The organism is Enterobacter sp. Taxon_8 (assembly GCF_058354585.1).
In genome coordinates, this window is sequence record NZ_CM177989.1 from 1,748,023 (window position 1) to 1,767,800 (window position 19,778).

The window sequence follows — 19,778 nt, forward strand, 5'->3', positions numbered from 1 at the left end:
GTGAGCATGGATATTAGCGATTTTTACCAGACATTCTTTGATGAAGCCGACGAATTGTTGGCCGATATGGAGCAACACTTGCTCGATTTGGTGCCCGAAGCACCGGACTCCGAGCAGCTCAATGCCATCTTCCGTGCGGCGCACTCGATTAAAGGCGGAGCCGGAACGTTTGGATTTACCATCCTGCAGGAAACGACCCATTTAATGGAAAACCTGCTTGATGAAGCACGACGCGGTGAGATGCAGCTCAATACCGACATTATCAACCTGTTTTTGGAAACCAAAGATATTATGCAGGAACAGCTCGACGCCTATAAAAGTTCGGCAGAGCCTGATGCCGCCAGCTTTGAATATATCTGCAATGCGCTGCGCCAGCTCGCCCTGGAAGCAAAAGGTGAGGTCGCTGCAGCCGTTGTCCCTGCGGCGAAACTGAGCGTTGTCGATGCGGTTGCTGTCGATGAGGCCGCGCCAGCCGCTGCACAGGCGGGAAAACTGCGCGTTGTGCTGTCACGCCTCAAAGAGAATGAAGTTAACCTGCTGGAAGAAGAGCTGGGCAACCTGGCGAAGTTAAGCAACGTGGTAAAAGGCAAAGACAGCCTGGCCGCGACGCTTGATGACGGTATTGGCCAGGACGATATCGTAGCGGTGTTGTGCTTCGTGATTGAAGCTGACCAGATTGCCTTCGAAACCGAAACTGCTGCGGTTGACGCCCCTGCCGCTGCGGAAGAGGTGGCTGTTGTGGCTCAGGCCGCCGCACCGGCTGTGGCACCTGCGGCCCCGGCGCTGAAGGCCGTACCAAAAGAGGCTGCGGCACCCGGTGGACGTGGTGAGAAACCTGCCGCTCGCTCCAGCGAGTCAACCAGTATCCGCGTTGCCGTTGAGAAGGTTGACCAGCTGATTAACCTGGTTGGCGAACTGGTGATCACCCAGTCGATGCTGGCGCAACGTTCTAACGAACTGGATCCGGTCACGCACGGCGACCTGATTACCAGCATGGGTCAGCTGCAGCGTAACGCCCGCGACCTGCAGGAATCGGTCATGTCCATCCGTATGATGCCGATGGAATATGTCTTCAGCCGCTTCCCGCGTCTGGTCCGCGACCTTGCCAGCAAGCTGAACAAACAAATTGAACTGACCCTGATGGGCAGCTCAACCGAACTGGATAAGAGCCTGATCGAGCGCATTATTGACCCGTTAACGCACCTGGTGCGTAACAGCCTCGACCACGGGATCGAACTGCCGGAAAACCGCATTGCCGCCGGTAAATCCCCGGTCGGAAACCTGATCCTCTCTGCGGAACACCAGGGCGGAAACATCTGCATCGAAGTGACCGACGACGGCGCGGGTCTTAACCGCGAGCGCATCCTGGCAAAAGCGATTTCGCAGGGGATGGCGGTCAATGAAAACATGACCGACGAAGAAGTGGGCATGCTGATCTTCGCGCCGGGCTTCTCTACCGCGGAGCAGGTGACCGACGTCTCCGGACGCGGCGTTGGCATGGACGTGGTGAAACGTAACATCCAGGAGATGGGCGGCCACGTTGAGATCCAGTCTAAACAGGGGTCCGGCACCACCATTCGCATCCTGCTGCCGCTGACGCTGGCGATCCTCGACGGGATGTCGGTCAAAGTGGCGGACGAAGTCTTTATCCTGCCGCTGAACGCCGTGATGGAATCCCTGCAGCCGCGTGAAGAAGATCTGCATCCGCTGGCGGGCGGCGAGCGCGTCCTCGAAGTGCGCGGTGAGTACCTGCCGCTGGTGGAACTGTGGAAAGTGTTCGAAGTGGACGGGGCGAAGACCGAGGCCACGCAGGGCATCGTTGTGATCCTGCAAAGCGCGGGCCGCCGCTACGCGCTGCTGGTCGATCAGCTGATTGGTCAGCACCAGGTGGTGGTGAAGAACCTCGAAAGCAACTACCGCAAAGTGCCGGGTATTTCTGCCGCCACCATTCTGGGTGATGGTAGCGTGGCGCTGATCGTCGACGTGTCGGCGCTTCAGGGATTAAATCGTGAACAACGTGTGGCGTACACAGCCGCCTGATTAAGTAGAAGGTAATAACATGACCGGTATGAGTAATGTAACGAAACTGGCGGGCGAGCCATCAGGGCAGGAATTCCTGGTATTCACTTTAGGCGATGAGGAGTACGGCATCGATATCCTTAAAGTGCAGGAAATCCGTGGTTACGACCAGGTTACCCGCATCGCTAACACGCCTGCGTTTATTAAAGGTGTCACCAACCTGCGTGGCGTCATTGTGCCAATCGTGGACCTGCGCGTGAAGTTCAGCCAGGGCGACGTTGACTACGACGACAACACCGTGGTGATCGTTCTGAATCTGGGGCAGCGCGTAGTAGGTATCGTGGTGGATGGCGTATCTGATGTGCTTTCCCTGACCTCTGACCAAATTCGTCCTGCACCGGAGTTTGCGGTCACGCTGTCGACCGAATATCTGACCGGACTGGGCGCGCTCGGCGAGCGTATGCTGATTCTGGTGAACATTGAGAAGCTGCTGAACAGCGATGAGATGGCGCTGCTGGACATCGCCGCGAGTCACGTCGCGTAAGTAAATGCAAAACGGCAACCGAGGTTGCCGTTTTTTGTATTTGCTCCCTCATCCACAGGGTGAGGGCTGGGGTGAAGCCATCAGGCTTCACCCTTTTTTTCACCTTACGCTTCCTGCTTTACCAGCTCAGCTTCAGCGTCCGCTTCCCGCGCACCTTCATTCTGCGACAGCATCGCGGTCGCAATACCATTCCCCAGAACGTTAATTGCGGAACGGCCCATATCCAGGAAGTGGTCGATCCCCATGAGGAGCAGAATACCCGCCACCGGAATATTAAAGCTCGGAATGGTTGCTGCCAGCACCACCAGGGAAGAACGCGGTACGCCTGCAATCCCTTTCGACGCCAGCATCAGAGTCAGCATCAGCACCGTCACTTCAGAGAAGCTGAGGTGAATGTTGTATGCCTGCGCGATAAACATCGAGGCGAATGAGCAGTACACCATCGAACCCACCAGGTTGAAGGAGTAGCCAATCGGCAGAACGAAAGAGGCGATGTTGCGCGAGCAGCCAAAGCGCTCCAGCTGTTCCAGCGTTTTAGGATAGGCGGCTTCAGAGCTGCTGGTGGTAAACGCCACCAGAACAGGGTCTTTCAGCATGCTGACCAGGCGAAACACCTCTTTTTTCAGCACCATGTAACCCACGGCCAGCAGCACCATGCAGGTAAGAAGAATGGCAACATAGTAGCCACCAATAAACGAGGCGTAGTTCAGCAGAATGCCCAGACCCTGCGTGGCAATGACGGAGGAAATCGCCGCGAAAATAGCCAGCGGCGCAACGTACATCACGTAACCTGTTACCTTCAGCATGATATGGGAAACCACATCCAGCGCGGCCACCAGCGGGGCGTTGAATTTCTGTCCCAGCGACGCGCCGCCAATGCCGAAGAACATCGAGAACACCACAATCTGCAGGATCTCATTGTTTGACATCGCCCCTGCGATACTGGTTGGAATGGTGTGCGACAGGAACGCTTTCAGCGTCATGCCTCCAACGGCCAGACCGGTATCTACCGCCTCGGTAGGGATCGTCAGGTTCAGACCGCTCCCCGGATGCTCCAGCGTGACGATAAACAGTCCGACCAGAATAGAGAGCACGGATGAACTGATAAACCACACCATCGCTTTACCGCCGACGCGGCCAATGGTGGAAGTTTCGCCCAGCTTCATAATGCCAACGGTGAGCGTACTAAAGACCAACGGTGCAATGACCATTTTAATCAGACGGAGGAAAATATCGGTCAGAAGGGTAATATTATCCGACCAGGCTTTGATGGCATCCGCAGATGCATACTCATGAATTGCTGCCCCTGAAAGAATACCCGCCAGCATGAATATCACGATGAAGAGTGTGAGTTTGTTTGCACTTGCCACGAAAAAAGACCCTCTATGCGCTTCAGATGTAGCCCGCGTCGATACATATAAATTTTTTATTACGACGCAGGAAATTATTCGGCACATAAATTGACGCAAAGTGTAGGGGGATACAACTCCTTTTTAAGTTTTATTAATTTTGTTGTTAATGTGCAGACGATATATTGTGATCGCCGTCACACTTTAATGGATATATTCTCTTCACATATAATAAAATTGCTGCTTACTTTAATTTAACTCTCTGTTATTTATAGGGAAAATTAGTCAATAAGACATATGGCTTATGCGTTGTATGGCAGGTGGTCGAAGCGATATCCGTAAACTAAATTCTCAATAACCCCCCTCAGAGGAACATTAAGCGGGGCTAACATCTTGAACGACAAAAATAAAACGTGGCAAGGGAACGGAGACGTCTTCTGGAGGGCGGTAAATGAAAAGAAAACTCCTTTTGATCTGCGCAGGCACCTTACTGACTGCGGCAACGGTCCATCAGGCGCTGGCCGTTACCAGCAGCGGCACCATCGGGGCGACGCTGACGCTCACGAATGGTTGTCTGATAAACGGATCGCCCACGCAAAACGGCATTAACTTCGGGACACTGGATTTCGGTACCCATCCCGCAACGTTTTCCACTCTGACCACGCAGCTAACCGGCGCCAGCGGCGGAAACACCTTCACCATTCAATGTACAACCGCCAGCTATACGGTGGCGATCACCGGCAACACCAACTCTACCGCCCCCGGCACCGTTGTCGGCACCCCGGGAACACCTGCGCGCTATCTGGTTAACACCGCCAACGCGGCTCAGGGTGTGGCATACAGCCTGTACAGCGATAGCGGGTTTAACAGCGTGATTGCCAATAACGCCGCGTTGCCGATCGCCTCTACGGCGGGAGGGGTGGACAGTTACACCCTCTACGGACGTATTACCGGCGGCGGTAACAGCGTGACGGTCGTCCCGGGCACCTACACCGACACGATAAACGTCAGCGTCACCTATTAGCCCTGCACCGCCATGAAGGCAACTCTTACTGGTCTGCGCAATCGCGCAGAGGGAATCGTGCAGCCTTTTTTCGCGCTGATCGCCGGATTGCTCATGATGCCCGCAGCGGATGCGGTGACATCCCAGTCCTTTAAGGTCAGCGCGACGATTGTTCCGGGGTGCGCGGTGGCCACCGGTAGCGGAGGGCTTCTCGGTACGCTGGATTTTGGCAGCCATAACGGCGTTGAGAGCGCGCCGGTCAGCACCAGCTTTGTGCCAAACGGGGCGTTGTCTATCGCCTGTACGCCGGGCGTGTCGCTGAGCATGAGCATTAATGGCGGCCAGAATTATTCATCCGTTCGCCGCATGAAGCGGTCCGGTGGAACAGAGCTGGTGCCATACCGGCTCTACAGCAGCAGCTCGCTGGCCGCAAACAGTGAAATTGGCGTCAACCAGGCGATACCGGTGACCTATACCAACAGCAATAACATTGCGCTACCGCTTTTTGGCGTGGCGCTACTGACCGGGTTTAGCCCGGCGGGAACCTATTCCGATCAGCTCACCGTGACCTTGTCATGGTAATAAAGGGAGAGTGTTGATGAAGCCATTTTTCAGACCCGTTTGTCTGGCGGGCGCGTTGGGAATGGCGGTTGCCGGCCAGGCGCAGGCGGCAGCCACCATTCTGCTCTGGCCTATCGACCCGTGGCTTGCTGCGGACGCCAACGCCACTGAACTGTGGATCCAGAACCAGGGAAACAGCGCCACGACGATGCAGGTCCGCATCGTGCGCTGGAAGCAGGAGGACGGACACGAGCGATATACCTCGCAGCAGGACGTGGTCGCCAGCCCGCCCATCGTCACGATTGGCACAGGCAGCAAGCAGCTTATTCGCCTTATCAAACAGGCTGCGGTTCCCGCGGGCGTCGAACAGGCTTACCGGATTATCGTAGATGAAATCCCCCAGCCTGATGCAAAAGCCGAACCCACCATCGGCCTCAAATTGCAGATGCGTTACTCCATCCCTCTGTTCGTGTATGGACAGGGGGTCCGAACCATCAAAGAGGGCGCGCATCACGCGCTGGCGGAAACCCAAAACCTGAGCTGGCGTGTGACGCGCGCGGAGGGGCAGCCTGTGCTGGAGGTCAGAAATCGGGGGGATGTCCATGTCAGGCTGAGCCAGGTGACGCTGGAGCAGGGAGGGCAGAAACGCACGGTAGCGGAAGGACTACTGGGTTACGTCCTCCCGGGCAGCACCCGCAGCTGGCCCATACCCGCTGGCGTTCGTCAGCCAGAGCGGATGAGCGCACAGATTAATGCCAGGGACGCACAATGGCAGTCGACGCCCGTCAACTGAAGCCGGCGATGATGATACTGCTTTGCGTCAGTTCCGCGACCCTGGCCGAGCCCGGCGACGACAGTTTGCCGCCGCCTCCGCAGGCGCAGACGATAAATGATGAAGCGGTTTTCCAGCTTGCCCTCGTGCTGAACCACTACGATACCGGTCTGGTCGTGCCCGTAACGCAGCGTAAAGGCGCTTTCTTTATCTCAAGCGCCGATTTGCTGCGCGCGGGGCTGCCCCCGGCGCATGTTCCTACCGGAGAGGTGAATCTCTCCTCGCTTGCTCAGGTTCGGGTCGAGTATGACAGCGCCGCGCAGCGCCTGCTGCTGACCGTGCCCCGTGACTGGGTGACGGCCCGCGTGACGTCTTTTAGCGGGCAAACGGCGCAGGCCAAACCGCACTTTGGCCGCGGGGCGCTGTTGAATTACGATCTCTACACTAACCACACGGAACATATCGGCGGTCAGGCGTCGCTCTGGCATGAGTTCCGCTACTTCAACGAGAACGGCTCGTTTTCCTCCACCGGTTACGCGCGGGAAAATTTCACCGGTAATGACGGCCAGCAGGAAGGGTATGTCCGCTATGATACGACCCTGCTGTTCACTCACGAAGATGACGCGATGAGCTGGAGCGTCGGGGACGTGATCAGCGATGCCCTGAGCTGGAGCTCCAGCGTGCGGATGGGGGGCGTAAGCGTAGGGCGGGATTTCTCCCTGCGACCTGACCTGGTGACATGGCCGCTGCCCGAGTTCGCAGGGGAAGCCGCGGTTCCCACCTCGGTCGATCTTTTTATCAACGGCTATCGCTCCGGTTCGACCCAGCTTCAGCCCGGCCCCTTCACCCTGACTAATTTACCCTATATCAACGGCGCCGGGGATGCGGTACTCGTCACAACGGATGCGCTGGGACGCCAGGTAAGCACCACGCTCCCGTTTTACGTCACCAGTGACTTACTTAAACAAGGGCTGAGCGACGGCGCAGTGACGCTCGGCAGCCTGCGGCGTAATTACGGTATCAAGAATTTTGACTACGGCTCGGCGGCAGGCAGCGGCTCGTATCGCTACGGGGTGACGGACTGGCTAACGCTGGAAGGGCATGCAGAAGGGGCGCAGGAGCTGGCGCTGGGTGGCGCGGGGACGGTAATAAAACTCGGCCAGTTTGGCGTGGTAAATACCTCTTACTCGCAGAGCCGCATGCGCGGGGATGCGGGCGGGCAAATCAACTGGGGTTACCAGTACAGTACCAGCGAATTTAGCGTCGCCACTCAACACACGCGTCGCAACCGCGGCTTTGGCAATCTGGCCCTCTACGATCAGCCGACGGTATATGACGAAAACGATAAGCCCATCGCCAGCTTCAGCCGTAATACGGACCAGTATTCGCTGACCTTCAATCTGGGGCAGTACGGCAACGTTGGTGCGGCCTGGATCGGCGTGGAGAGTTTTGACAGTCAAAAAACCGAGCTGCTCAATCTCTCCTGGAGCCGCAACCTGTGGGGGGCGAGCAGCATTTACCTGGCCGGCAGCCGGGACCAGCAGCGGGGAGACTGGACGGTCGCGCTGTCGCTGCAGGTGCCGCTGGGGGCACGCGACAGCGCTGCCGTCACCGTTGAAAATACCCCGGATGCCGGCAGTACCCAGCGCATTAACTACAACCACTCTATGCCTTCTGACGGCGGTTTCAGCTGGAACATGGCCTGGGCCAACCAGTCAAGATCCAGCGATTATCAACAGGCTACGCTGGGCTGGCGCAATAACAACATAGAGCTGCAGGGCGGCGGCTATGGCGAAAGGGACACCATGACCTGGTGGGGCGAGGCGATGGGCGCAATTGTGCTGATGGACGGCGAGCTGTTTGCAGCGAATAAGATCAACGATGCATTTGTGGTTATCAGTACCGACGGCCACCCGGATGTGCCCGTCAGCTATGAGAACCAGCCCGTCGGTAAAACCAATAATAACGGCTACCTGCTGATCAGCGGGGTGTCGGCGTATTATCCGGCAAGCTACCGGATTGATACCCTGAATCTGCCGGCGGATACCCGTCTGAAAGAGACCGAACGGCGGATAGCGATCCGCCGCCACAGCGGCTATCTGGTCGATTTCCCGATGGAGCAGGAGCGGGTGGCAAGCGTCATTTTGCATGATGCGCGCGGCCAGGCGCTGCCGGTGGGAAGCCAGGTCCGACGGGTCTCGCGCAGCAATGCGGTGGTGGGGTATGACGGCATCGCATGGCTGGAAAATCTCAGCGATGTGAACCCGCTCGAGGTGACTGCACCTGACGGTAAACGCTGCAAGGCCACCCTAACCGTGGGGGCCAATCCGGAGCACAAGCTAAAAACCTACGGGCCGCTGATTTGTCGGGAGGAGCCATGACGCGCCTGCTGCTGTTGATCCTGCTGCTTTTCTCCGGCGGCGGCTGGGCGGCGTGTACCGTCAGTACGGTTAATGCGTCGTTTGGCAGCGTCACTTCGTTCGCGCTCAGCGGAACCGGGGAAGTTCAAACCACCGGCACGCTGGTGGTGGCCTGCGATGCCGTGTTGAATCTGCTGACCAGCGACTCGGTAACGCTGACCTACACCGCGGCATCGGTTTCGGGCAGCAGCCGGGCCACGATGAAACGCACGGATAATGCGGCCATCACCGACGTGATCCCCACCCGGCTGTGCGGGCTATCGGGGTGCGCGAGCAGCAGCGAGGTACAGATAAGTAAATCGTATACCTGGAGCGGGAATACCCTGCTGGGGTTACTGGGATCAAAGCAGTACAACATTCCGCTTTATTTCCGCACCGTCGCCGGGCAAAACGTGACTGCCGGGCCATATCAGGTGCAGTTAACCTTCAGCGTTAACTACAGCGTCTGCTCCGTGGGCGCGCTCGGCGCTTGCACAATCAATCAGACGGGAACCGCGACAACCACCATCCTGTTAGATATGACCGTCACCAACGACTGCAGCGCCATGACCACGCCGGACGTCAACTTCAACAGCGCGGCGCTGGTGCAAAGTTTCCCTACCGTCTCGCAGGCGATTGCCGTCACCTGTACCAAAGGCAGTACGTATACCATCGGCATTAATAACGGTGCCAACGCGCTGAACAACGTGCGGCGCATGGTGAGCGGCAGTAACGCCATGAGCTACGACATCTATAAGGAAGCCACCGGTAACCGCTGGGGCGGCAGCGGCAGCGAGCGCTGGTCCAGCGCGACGTCGTCGCAGGTAAGTGCCGACGGTTTACTGCGCACCTACAACTACACCGCGAAAGTCCTGACCAGTCAGGCCACGCCTCCTGCCGGAACCTACACCGACACGCTTATTGTCGACGTGGCGTTTTAACCCCGCGCTTTTCCCTTTCGCAAATGTAAAGTTCCTGTGGGCTGTGCCGATAACACCGTTAATAAATCTATGAGAAGGTGTTGTATGTTGAACCGTATCCGCGTTGTCACAATGCTCATGATGGTGCTGGTCATTTTCGCACTTCTTCAGCTCATCTCCGGCGGGCTTTTTTTCTCGTCATTAAAACAGAACCAGGACAGTTTCGCGGCCTCGAACGATCTCCGCCTGCAGCAGAGTGAACTCACGTCGACGTGGGATCTGATGCTGCAAACGCGTATCAACCTGAGCCGCTCGTCCGCGCGCATGATGATGGACCCTAACAATCAGCAGAGCAGCGCGAAAACCGATCTGTTGAAAAATGCCCGTGCCACCCTCGCTGACGCCGCGAAACATTACGACGCCTTCAAAAAGATCGCCCCGCAGCCTGCTATGGAGCAGGTGAGCCAGAACATCGATGAAAAATACAATGCCTACCATACCGGTCTGACAGAGCTCATTCAGTTCCTGGAGAGCGGAAATATGGACGCCTATTTCGCGCAGCCGACGCAGGGGATGCAAAACGCACTCGGCGCGGCGCTGGGGGAATACGCGAAGGCCAGTGGCGATCTCTATCACTCGGCCTTTACGGCAAGTCAGAATGACTACCGCTTTGCGAAATGGCAGATGGCCGTAATGGCGCTGGCGTTGGTCATCGTGCTGGTCGCGGTCTGGTACGGCATTCGCCATATCCTGCTGAATCCTCTTGGGCGCGTCATTGACCACATTCGTGAAATTGCCGGCGGCGATCTGACTAAAACGCTGACCGTTTCGGGGCGCAATGAGATCACCGAGCTGGCAAACAGCGTTGACCATATGCAGCGTTCGTTAATCGAAACCGTCGCCAACGTGCGTAACGGGTCGGAGGCTATCTACACCGGCACCAGCGAAATTGCGATGGGGAATAACGATCTCTCATCCCGTACCGAACAGCAGGCTTCCGCCCTGGAAGAGACGGCCGCCAGCATGGAGCAGCTCACCGCGACCGTGAAGCAGAACGCCGATAACGCCCGCCAGGCGTCTCAGCTGGCAGAAAGCGCCTCCGAGACGGCGCAGCGCGGCGGACGCGTGGTAGATGGCGTAGTGAAAACCATGCACGAAATCGCCGACAGCTCGAAGAAAATCGCCGACATCATCAGCGTCATCGACGGCATTGCTTTCCAGACCAACATTCTGGCGCTGAACGCCGCCGTGGAAGCGGCGCGAGCGGGCGAACAGGGACGCGGTTTTGCCGTGGTGGCCGGGGAAGTGCGCAATCTGGCCAGCCGCAGCGCCAACGCGGCAAAAGAGATCAAGTCGCTGATTGAAGACTCTGTCTCCCGCGTGGATACCGGCTCCGTGCTGGTGGAAAGTGCCGGGGAGACCATGAATGACATCGTGAATGCCGTTACCCGCGTGACGGACATCATGGGGGAAATCGCCTCTGCGTCTGATGAGCAGAGTCGTGGTATCGACCAGGTTGCCCTGGCGGTATCGGAAATGGATCGCGTGACACAGCAAAACGCCGCGCTGGTGCAGGAGTCCGCTGCGGCGGCCGCTGCCCTGGAAGACCAGGCGAGCCGTCTGAAGATGGCCGTCTCGGCGTTTCGTCTCGCTTCACTCGCTGGAAACACGGTCACTCCGCAGGCGACGTACCGCGCGCCAGCCGCTGAACAGGCTGCACTCCGTACGCGTACCGCGACGACCGGACAAGATGAAAACTGGGAAACATTTTGACTGACAATTAAACCGCGGCTGCTTGCCGCTTGATGGGAGCGTGGATGTTAAATCGTATTCGTATCTCGACCACACTGTTTTTGATTCTGATCCTTTGCGGTGTGTTGCAGGTTGGCAGTAACGGGTTGTCTTTTTGGGCGTTTCGCGATGGCTATCAGAATTTGCAGGAAGTTGAGGCGAGTAATCAGCAGCGCTCCGCACTGGCACAAACGCGTGCCGTGCTGTTGCAGGCAAGCACTGCGCTGAACAAGGCGGGAACCTTAACCGCGCTGAGCTATCCGCCGGATGACATTAAAGCGCTGATGGCAACCGCGCGCGACAGCCTGAAACAGGCTGACGCACAGTTTAAAGCCTTTACGGCGCAGGCCGCCGACAGCGAGAAAGAGAAAGCGCTGAAGGCCGCCATGAAGACGAACTTTGAGCAGTGGTACAGCGATCTGGACCACCAGGCGACGTGGCTTGAGAACAACCAGCTGTCGGACTTTATGACCGCACCGGTCCAGGCGTCTCAGGCAGCGTTTGACGGCAGCTTTAACGCCTGGCAGCAGGATATTAACCAGTCTGTACAGCGTGCCGGTGACCAGAGCCGTCAAAGCTATCACATGTCGGGCGTCATCTTCGCCGTGGTGGTGATTCTGGCAGGGTTGCTGACCGGCGGGGCGCTGCTCTGGTCGCGCAGAATGATTGTGCAGCCGCTGGCGATCGTCAGCAGCCATTTCGACAGTATTGCAAAAGGCGACCTGGCGCGTCCGGTGGCGGTGTTCGGCAAGAACGAAATTTCGGCGATCTTTGCCAGCCTGAAGGCGATGCAGGGTTCGCTGCGGGAAACGGTGAGCGACGTGCGGCAGGGCAGTTATGCCATGCACACCGGGATCTCTGAGATTGCGGCGGGTAACAACGATCTGTCGTCCCGCACCGAGCAGCAGGCGGCCTCGCTGGCGCAGACGGCGGCCAGCATGGAGCAGCTGACGGCAACGGTAAGCCAGAACGCCGATAACGCGCGTCAGGCGTCTGACCTGTCAAAACAGGCGGCGATGACGGCGAAGAAAGGCGGTGACCAGGCGTCCCATGTCGCCAGCACCATGCAGGAGATTGCCACCAGCTCGCAGAAAATTGGCGACATCATCAGCGTGATTGACGGTATCGCGTTCCAGACCAACATTCTGGCGCTGAATGCCGCCGTGGAAGCGGCGCGCGCCGGTGAGCAAGGGCGCGGGTTTGCGGTGGTGGCGGGGGAAGTACGTAACCTGGCGAGCCGCAGCGCCAACGCGGCGAAAGAAATCAAGGTCCTGATCGAAGAGTCGGTCTCGCGCGTTCAGCAGGGCTCAACGCTTGTGGATACGGCGGCGAAAACCATGCACGAGATCGTCACCTCCGTGACGCGGGTTAACGACATTATGGGCGAAATTGCCTCGGCGTCGGATGAACAGCGTCGCGGCATTGAGCAGGTTGCCCAGGCGGTCAGCCAGATGGATCAGGTGACGCAACAGAACGCCTCGTTAGTTGAGGAAGCGGCAGCGGCAACCGATCAGCTGGCCAGCCAGGCGGATCGTCTTACCGGACTGGTCGCGGTATTTAATGTGAAAGAGCACGTTGAAGCAGTAACAGAAGTCGGGCGGTCGCAGGCCGTGCCAGTTGTATCCTGAATGTAATTAAGAAGGCGCTATGACATCACCAATGCCCCCTGGGCAAACGTCATTATTGTTGCAGATGACACAGCGCCTCGCGCTGTCCGACGCGCATTTTCGTCGGATATGTCAGTTAATCTACCAGCGTGCGGGGATCGTGCTTGCGGATCATAAGCGGGACATGGTCTACAACCGTCTGGTGCGGCGCTTGCGTACGCTGGGGCTGGATGATTTTGGCCGCTATCTGAGCATGCTCGAGGCGAACCAGAACAGCGCCGAGTGGCAGGCTTTTATTAACTCGTTAACCACCAACCTGACGGCGTTTTTCCGTGAAGCTCACCACTTCCCGGTTCTGGCCGAGCATGCGCGCCGTCGCACCGGGGAGTATCGCGTCTGGAGTGCGGCCGCCTCGACGGGTGAAGAGCCGTACTCGCTGGCGATCACCCTTGCCGATACGCTGGGAATGACGCCGGGACGCTGGAAGGTCTACGCCAGCGATATCGATACTGAAGTGCTGGAGAAGGCGCGTAACGGTGTTTATCGCCAGGATGAACTGAAAACGCTGTCGCCGCAGCAGCTGCAGCGTTATTTCATGCGCGGGACGGGCCCGCATGAAGGCCTGGTGCGCGTACGCCAGGAGCTGGCGAACTGCGTCGAATTCGCGCCCGTTAACCTGCTGGATAAGCAGTACAACGTGCCGGGGCCGTTCGACGCCATTTTTTGCCGTAACGTCATGATCTATTTTGATAAAACGACGCAACAGGACATTCTGCGTCGGTTTGTTCCGTTGCTCAAGCCTGACGGTTTACTGTTTGCCGGGCACTCGGAAAACTTCAGCAACCTCGTGCGTGAGTTTAGCCTGCGTGGGCAAACGGTATATGCGCTGAGTAAGGAAAAAGCATGAGTAAAATCAGGGTGTTGTCTGTCGATGATTCAGCGCTGATGCGTCAGATCATGACTGAAATTATCAATAGCCACAGCGACATGGAGATGGTGGCAACCGCGCCCGATCCGCTGGTAGCGCGGGATTTAATTAAAAAATATAACCCCGATGTGCTAACGCTGGATGTCGAGATGCCGCGCATGGATGGCATCGATTTCCTCGAAAAATTAATGCGGCTGCGGCCTATGCCGGTGGTGATGGTCTCCTCCCTGACCGGGAAAGGATCTGAAATCACCCTGCGCGCGCTGGAGCTGGGGGCTGTGGATTTTGTCACCAAGCCGCAGCTTGGCATTCGCGAAGGGATGCTGGCCTACAGCGAGATGATCGCCGAGAAGATCCGCACCGCTTCGCGTGCGAAGCTTGCCGCCCACACGCCGATGGCCGCGCCGGCGACCCTGAAGGCCGGTCCATTACTCAGCTCGGAAAAACTGCTGGTCATTGGAGCGTCAACCGGAGGAACAGAGGCAATTCGTCATGTACTCCAGCCATTGCCGCTTTCAAGTCCGGGTATTCTGATCACTCAGCATATGCCGCCAGGCTTTACCCGTTCGTTCGCCGAACGCCTGAACAAGCTGTGCCAGATCAGCGTGAAAGAGGCGGAAGACGGCGAGCGCGTGCTCCCGGGGCATGCCTATATCGCGCCGGGCGACAAGCATATGGAGCTGGCGCGCAGCGGCGCTAACTATCAAATCAAAATTCATGACGGACCGCCGGTCAACCGGCACCGTCCGTCGGTGGATGTGCTGTTTCATTCGGTGGCGAAACATGCGGGGCGCAACGCCGTTGGGGTGATCCTGACGGGGATGGGCAACGACGGTGCCGCCGGAATGCTTGCAATGCACCAGGCTGGCGCCTGGACGATTGCGCAGAATGAAGCAAGTTGTGTGGTGTTCGGCATGCCGCGCGAGGCCATCAATATGGGTGGCGTGAGCGAAGTGGTCGATCTTAGCCAGGTAAGCCAGCAGATGCTGGCGAAAATCAGTGCCGGACAGGCAATACGTATTTGACTCAGGAGTATTATTTTATGGCGGATAAAGAGCTTAAGTTTTTGGTTGTGGATGACTTTTCCACCATGCGTCGCATCGTACGCAACCTGCTGAAAGAGCTGGGCTTCAACAACGTTGAAGAAGCAGAAGATGGCGTTGATGCGCTGAACAAACTGCAGGCTGGCGGGTTTGGTTTTGTTATCTCCGACTGGAACATGCCAAACATGGACGGTCTGGAACTGCTGAAAACCATTCGTGCCGATGCGGGAATGGCCTCTATGCCGGTTCTGATGGTCACTGCAGAAGCGAAAAAAGAGAACATCATTGCCGCTGCACAGGCGGGCGCAAGCGGCTATGTGGTGAAGCCATTCACCGCGGCAACCCTGGAAGAGAAGCTCGGTAAGATCTTCGAGAAACTCGGCATGTGAGGTGATGGAAATGTTGCAACCTGCTATGAAACCCGTTGAAGAACACTCGCCGAGCGATATCATCGTCCGCATCGGCAGCCTGACGCGCATGCTGCGTGACAGCCTGCGCGAGCTGGGTCTGGATCAGGCAATTGCCGAAGCGGCGGAAGCGATTCCTGATGCCCGCGATCGTCTGGACTATGTCGTGCAGATGACCGCTCAGGCCGCGGAACGTGCGCTGAACAGCGTTGAAGCATCACAGCCGCACCAGGATGCGATGGAAAAGGGGGCGAAAGCCCTGAGCAAACGCTGGGACGAGTGGTTTGAAAACCCTATCGAGCTGGCTGATGCCCGCGAGCTGGTGACGGATACTCGTCAGTACCTGGGCGATGTGCCGGGCCACACCAGCTTCACCAACGCCCAGCTGCTGGACATCATGATGGCGCAGGATTTCCAGGACCTGACCGGTCAGGTCATCAAGCGCATGATGGATGTTATCCAGGAGATTGAGCGCCAGCTGCTGATGGTTCTGCTGGAGAACATTCCGGAACCAGCAGCCCGTCCAAAACGCGAGAACGAAAGCCTGCTCAATGGTCCGCAGCTCGACGCCACCAAGGCAGGCGTTGTGGCAAGCCAGGATCAGGTAGACGACCTGCTGGACAGCCTCGGCTTCTGATAGTCCTTTCCGCCTCAGGAGGTTACGCCGCCTGAGGCGGTTTGCGACAAAATCACCGAAAAGAGCCCGAATAAACGGGCTTTTCCCGCCATTGGATTTCCGCTGCGCTGGCATGATACCCGTGACGTAATGGGCTGAGCATGCACTGTGGCAGAAGAGAACGACGACAAAACGGAAGCCCCCACACCCCACCGACTAGAAAAGGCGCGTGAGGAAGGGCAAATCCCCCGATCCCGAGAATTGACCTCCCTGCTGATCCTTATCGTAGGCGTGTGCATTATCTGGTGGGGCGGGGAGTCGCTCGCCCGCAAGCTGGCGGGAATGCTGTCAACCGGCTTGCGTTTTGACCACAGCATGGTCAACGATCCGAATCTGATCCTCAGCCAGATTATTCAACTGATTAAAGGGGCCATGGTCGCGCTGTTGCCCCTGATTACCGGGGTCGTGCTGGTCGCGCTGGTCTCGCCGGTGATGCTCGGCGGTCTGGTTTTTAGTGCCAAATCGCTGCAGCCGAAATTTTCCAAACTGAACCCGCTGCCGGGCATTGCGAAAATGTTCTCTGCTCAGACCGGGGCCGAGCTGCTCAAAGCCATTCTCAAATCGGTGCTGATGGGCAGTTCTGCGGGGTTTTACCTCTGGTACCACTGGCCGGAAATGATGCGTCTCATCAGCGAATCGCCTCTCACCGCGATGAGCAACGCGCTGAATCTGGTCGGGCTTTGCGCACTGCTGGTGGTGCTCAGCATTATCCCGATGGTGGGTTTTGACGTGATCTTCCAGCTTTATACCCACTTCAAAAAGCTGCGCATGTCACGTCAGGACATCCGTGACGAATATAAGCAGATGGAAGGTGACCCGCACGTGAAGGGGCGTATCCGCCAGATGCAGCGTGCCGCCGCCCGTCGCCGCATGATGGAAGATGTGCCGAAGGCCGACGTCATCGTCACCAACCCGACGCACTATTCCGTTGCCCTGCGCTATGACGAAAACAAAATGAGCGCGCCGAAAGTGGTGGCGAAAGGGGCAGGGCTGATCGCGCTGCGCATCCGGGAAATCGGCACGGAACACCGCGTGCCGATCCTGGAAGCCCCTCCGCTGGCGCGTGCCCTTTACCGCCATGCGGATATTGGACAACAGATCCCGGGACAACTCTACGCCGCCGTGGCGGAAGTGCTGGCCTGGGTATGGCAGTTGAAGCGCTGGCGTCTGGCCGGCGGTCAACGGCCTGTGAAACCTGAGAACCTTCCGGTGCCTGCCGCGCTGGATTTTATGAACGAGAAGGACACTGATGGCTAATCTGGTGGCAATGTTGCGCCTGCCCGGCAACCTGAAATCGACCCAATGGCAGATCCTGGCCGGGCCGATTCTGATCCTGCTAATTCTGTCGATGATGGTACTGCCGCTTCCGGCGTTCATCCTCGATCTGCTTTTCACTTTCAATATTGCGCTCTCCATTATGGTGCTGCTGGTGGCGATGTTCACCCAGCGTACTCTGGAGTTCGCCGCGTTCCCGACCATTCTGCTGTTTACCACCCTGCTGCGACTGGCGCTGAACGTGGCGTCCACGCGTATCATCCTGATGGAAGGTCACACCGGGGCGGCAGCTGCAGGTAAAGTGGTGGAGGCGTTCGGCCACTTTCTGGTGGGTGGTAATTTCGCTATCGGTATCGTGGTGTTCGTCATCCTCGTGATCATCAACTTTATGGTCATCACCAAAGGTGCAGGGCGTATTGCGGAAGTGGGCGCGCGCTTTGTGCTCGACGGGATGCCGGGCAAGCAGATGGCGATCGACGCCGACCTGAACGCCGGTCTTATCGCCGAAGATGAAGCCAAAAAACGCCGTGCGGAGGTGACGCAGGAGGCGGACTTCTACGGCTCCATGGACGGTGCGAGTAAGTTTGTGCGCGGTGACGCCATCGCGGGCATTCTGATCATGGTGATTAACGTGGTCGGCGGCCTGCTGGTGGGCGTGCTGCAGCATGGGATGGACATGGGCCACGCGGCGGAAAGCTATACGCTGCTGACCATCGGTGACGGTCTGGTCGCGCAGATCCCGGCGCTGGTTATCTCCACTGCGGCGGGTGTGATTGTGACCCGCGTGAGCACCGATCAGGACGTTGGCGAGCAGATGGTGGGCCAGCTGTTCAGCAACCCGCGCGTGATGCTGCTGGCCGCTGCGGTTCTCGGGTTGCTCGGCCTGGTGCCGGGGATGCCAAACCTCGTCTTCCTGCTGTTTACGGCGGGGCTGCTGGGGCTTGCCTGGTGGATGCGTGGCCGTGAAACCAAACCGGCAGCTGAACCTGTTCAGGTCAAAATGCCGGAGAATACCCAGGCCGTCGAAGCGACCTGGAACGACGTTCAGCTGGAAGATTCCCTGGGAATGGAAGTCGGGTATCGCCTGATCCCGATGGTCGATTTCCAGCAGGACGGCGAGCTGCTCGGCCGTATCCGCAGTATCCGTAAAAAATTCGCGCAGGATATGGGCTTCCTGCCGCCGGTGGTACACATCCGCGACAATATGGACCTGCCGCCCGCGCGCTATCGTATCCTGATGAAAGGTGTCGAAATTGGCAGCGGTGATGCCTATCCGGGCCGCTGGCTGGCGATTAACCCCGGCACCGCCGCAGGCACGCTGCCGGGCGAGCAAACTATCGATCCGGCCTTTGGCCTGGCCGCTATCTGGATTGAAAGCGCCCTGAAAGAGCAGGCGCAGATCCAGGGGTATACGGTTGTTGAAGCCAGTACCGTGGTGGCGACCCATCTTAATCACCTGATTGGGCAATTCTCGGCGGAGCTGTTTGGCCGTCAGGAAGCGCAGCAGCTGCTGGACCGCGTCACGCAGGAGATGCCGAAGCTGACGGAAGATCTGGTCCCGGGCGTGCTGACCTTAACCACGCTGCACAAGGTGCTGCAAAACCTGCTCGACGAGAAGGTGCCGATCCGCGATATGCGCACCATTCTGGAAACCCTTGCCGAACACGCGCCGATACAAAGCGATCCGCACGAGCTGACGGCGGTGGTGCGCGTGGCGCTGGGACGCGCCATTACCCAGCAGTGGTTCCCGGGAACCGGGGAAGTGCAGGTGATCGGCCTCGATACGCCGCTTGAGCGTCTGCTGCTGCAGGCTCTGCAGGGCGGAGGCGGTCTGGAGCCGGGCCTGGCGGACCGTCTGCTGGCGCAAACGCAGGAGGCGCTGGCGCGTCAGGAGATGCTCGGCGCGCCGCCGGTGCTGCTGGTGAACCACGCGCTGCGTCCGCTGCTGTCCCGCTTCCTGCGTCGTAGCCTGAACCAGCTGGTCGTGCTGTCGAATCTGGAGCTGTCGGATAACCGTCATATCCGCATGACCGCGACGATTGGAGGAAAATAATGCGTAAATGGCTTTGGATGTTGCTCTTCCCGCTGGCGGCGCAGGCTGCCGGGGGAGGCACCTGGCAGGCGAGCAGCATGGGGGTGATCCTCAGTAACCGCGGTGTTGCTATGTCGTCTAACCCGCTGGCGCCTTCAGAAGAGGTCTCCGGACAGATGGGCCTTGTGGTCTGGAACTACCGGCTGATTGGCCCTACGCCAGCGGGCTTGCGGGTGCGCCTCTGCTCTCAGACGCGCTGTACCGAAATCGACGGCGAAAATGGGACAACGCAGGCGTTCAACGGCGTACCGGCTATTGAACCTTTGCGTTTCATCTGGGAAGTGCCGGGTGGGGGACGTTTGATTCCGGCTCTGAAGGTGCAGAGCAATTCCGTCATCGTGAACTATCGCTGACGGTTGGATTACCAGGACTGCAAAAACAAAACCCGGCGA

General features: G+C 58.1%; 17 protein-coding genes. 16 read left to right on the plus strand and 1 reads right to left on the minus strand.

Going from position 1 to position 19,778, the window contains the following annotated elements:
* The gene (cheA, locus tag AC4IBF_RS08285; RefSeq protein ID WP_127731482.1) at window positions 1–2,040 is read left to right on the plus strand and encodes a chemotaxis protein CheA; all 2,040 of its coding nucleotides are present in this window, start codon (window positions 1–3) and stop codon (window positions 2,038–2,040) included.
* Between the two features lie 19 nt (window positions 2,041–2,059).
* On the plus strand, window positions 2,060–2,563 hold the full coding sequence (cheW, locus tag AC4IBF_RS08290; protein ID WP_023312262.1) for a chemotaxis protein CheW: 504 nt from the start codon (window positions 2,060–2,062) through the stop codon (window positions 2,561–2,563).
* A gap of 104 nt (window positions 2,564–2,667) precedes the next feature.
* Here cheW and AC4IBF_RS08295 read toward each other — a convergent pair whose 3' ends face one another.
* Window positions 2,668–3,933, minus strand: coding sequence for a dicarboxylate/amino acid:cation symporter (locus AC4IBF_RS08295; protein WP_111964836.1), 1,266 nt, complete (start codon window positions 3,931–3,933; stop codon window positions 2,668–2,670).
* 430 nt (window positions 3,934–4,363) lie between these two features.
* On the opposite strand from AC4IBF_RS08295, the gene AC4IBF_RS08300 reads away from it, so the two are divergent.
* From AC4IBF_RS08300 to flhE, 14 genes are all read left to right on the plus strand, one after another.
* Entirely contained in the window at window positions 4,364–4,936 is a 573-nt protein-coding gene (locus AC4IBF_RS08300; protein WP_115875706.1) for a Csu type fimbrial protein, read from the plus strand.
* A 12-nt stretch (window positions 4,937–4,948) separates the two neighbouring features.
* Complete coding sequence (locus AC4IBF_RS08305; protein WP_111964834.1) at window positions 4,949–5,497, plus strand: Csu type fimbrial protein; 549 nt, start codon at window positions 4,949–4,951, stop codon at window positions 5,495–5,497.
* Between the two features lie 16 nt (window positions 5,498–5,513).
* Window positions 5,514–6,269 carry a fimbrial biogenesis chaperone gene (locus AC4IBF_RS08310; protein ID WP_136195787.1) on the plus strand — a complete coding sequence of 252 codons (756 nt, stop codon included), beginning with the start codon at window positions 5,514–5,516 and terminating at the stop codon, window positions 6,267–6,269.
* Entirely contained in the window at window positions 6,245–8,629 is a 2,385-nt protein-coding gene (locus tag AC4IBF_RS08315; protein WP_136195786.1) for a fimbria/pilus outer membrane usher protein, read from the plus strand. The genes AC4IBF_RS08310 and AC4IBF_RS08315 overlap by 25 nt, the downstream gene beginning before the upstream one ends.
* Window positions 8,626–9,588 carry a Csu type fimbrial protein gene (locus tag AC4IBF_RS08320; protein ID WP_136195785.1) on the plus strand — a complete coding sequence of 321 codons (963 nt, stop codon included), beginning with the start codon at window positions 8,626–8,628 and terminating at the stop codon, window positions 9,586–9,588. Before AC4IBF_RS08315 ends, AC4IBF_RS08320 begins: the two co-directional genes overlap by 4 nt.
* 84 nt (window positions 9,589–9,672) lie before the next feature.
* The gene (tar, locus tag AC4IBF_RS08325) at window positions 9,673–11,340 is read left to right on the plus strand and encodes a methyl-accepting chemotaxis protein II (protein WP_133294696.1); all 1,668 of its coding nucleotides are present in this window, start codon (window positions 9,673–9,675) and stop codon (window positions 11,338–11,340) included.
* Between the two features lie 44 nt (window positions 11,341–11,384).
* Window positions 11,385–12,986, plus strand: coding sequence for a methyl-accepting chemotaxis protein IV (gene tap / locus AC4IBF_RS08330; protein ID WP_133294695.1), 1,602 nt, complete (start codon window positions 11,385–11,387; stop codon window positions 12,984–12,986).
* A 19-nt stretch (window positions 12,987–13,005) separates the two neighbouring features.
* Complete coding sequence (cheR, locus tag AC4IBF_RS08335; protein ID WP_111964829.1) at window positions 13,006–13,872, plus strand: protein-glutamate O-methyltransferase CheR; 867 nt, start codon at window positions 13,006–13,008, stop codon at window positions 13,870–13,872.
* On the plus strand, window positions 13,869–14,918 hold the full coding sequence (locus AC4IBF_RS08340) for a protein-glutamate methylesterase/protein-glutamine glutaminase (RefSeq protein WP_008500430.1): 1,050 nt from the start codon (window positions 13,869–13,871) through the stop codon (window positions 14,916–14,918). The genes cheR and AC4IBF_RS08340 overlap by 4 nt, the downstream gene beginning before the upstream one ends.
* A 17-nt stretch (window positions 14,919–14,935) precedes the next feature.
* A complete protein-coding gene (cheY, locus tag AC4IBF_RS08345; protein ID WP_008500431.1) occupies window positions 14,936–15,325 on the plus strand; it encodes a chemotaxis response regulator CheY in 390 nt (129 codons plus the stop codon).
* Window positions 15,326–15,335: 10 nt separating this feature from the next.
* Entirely contained in the window at window positions 15,336–15,980 is a 645-nt protein-coding gene (gene cheZ / locus AC4IBF_RS08350) for a protein phosphatase CheZ (RefSeq protein ID WP_111964828.1), read from the plus strand.
* Window positions 15,981–16,127: 147 nt separating this feature from the next.
* Entirely contained in the window at window positions 16,128–17,276 is a 1,149-nt protein-coding gene (gene flhB, locus AC4IBF_RS08355; protein WP_048992249.1) for a flagellar biosynthesis protein FlhB, read from the plus strand.
* Window positions 17,269–19,347, plus strand: coding sequence for a flagellar biosynthesis protein FlhA (gene flhA, locus AC4IBF_RS08360; RefSeq protein ID WP_111964827.1), 2,079 nt, complete (start codon window positions 17,269–17,271; stop codon window positions 19,345–19,347). The genes flhB and flhA overlap by 8 nt, the downstream gene beginning before the upstream one ends.
* A complete protein-coding gene (gene flhE / locus AC4IBF_RS08365; protein ID WP_136195783.1) occupies window positions 19,347–19,739 on the plus strand; it encodes a flagellar protein FlhE in 393 nt (130 codons plus the stop codon). Before flhA ends, flhE begins: the two co-directional genes overlap by 1 nt.
* The last annotated feature ends 39 nt before the right edge of the window (window positions 19,740–19,778 follow it).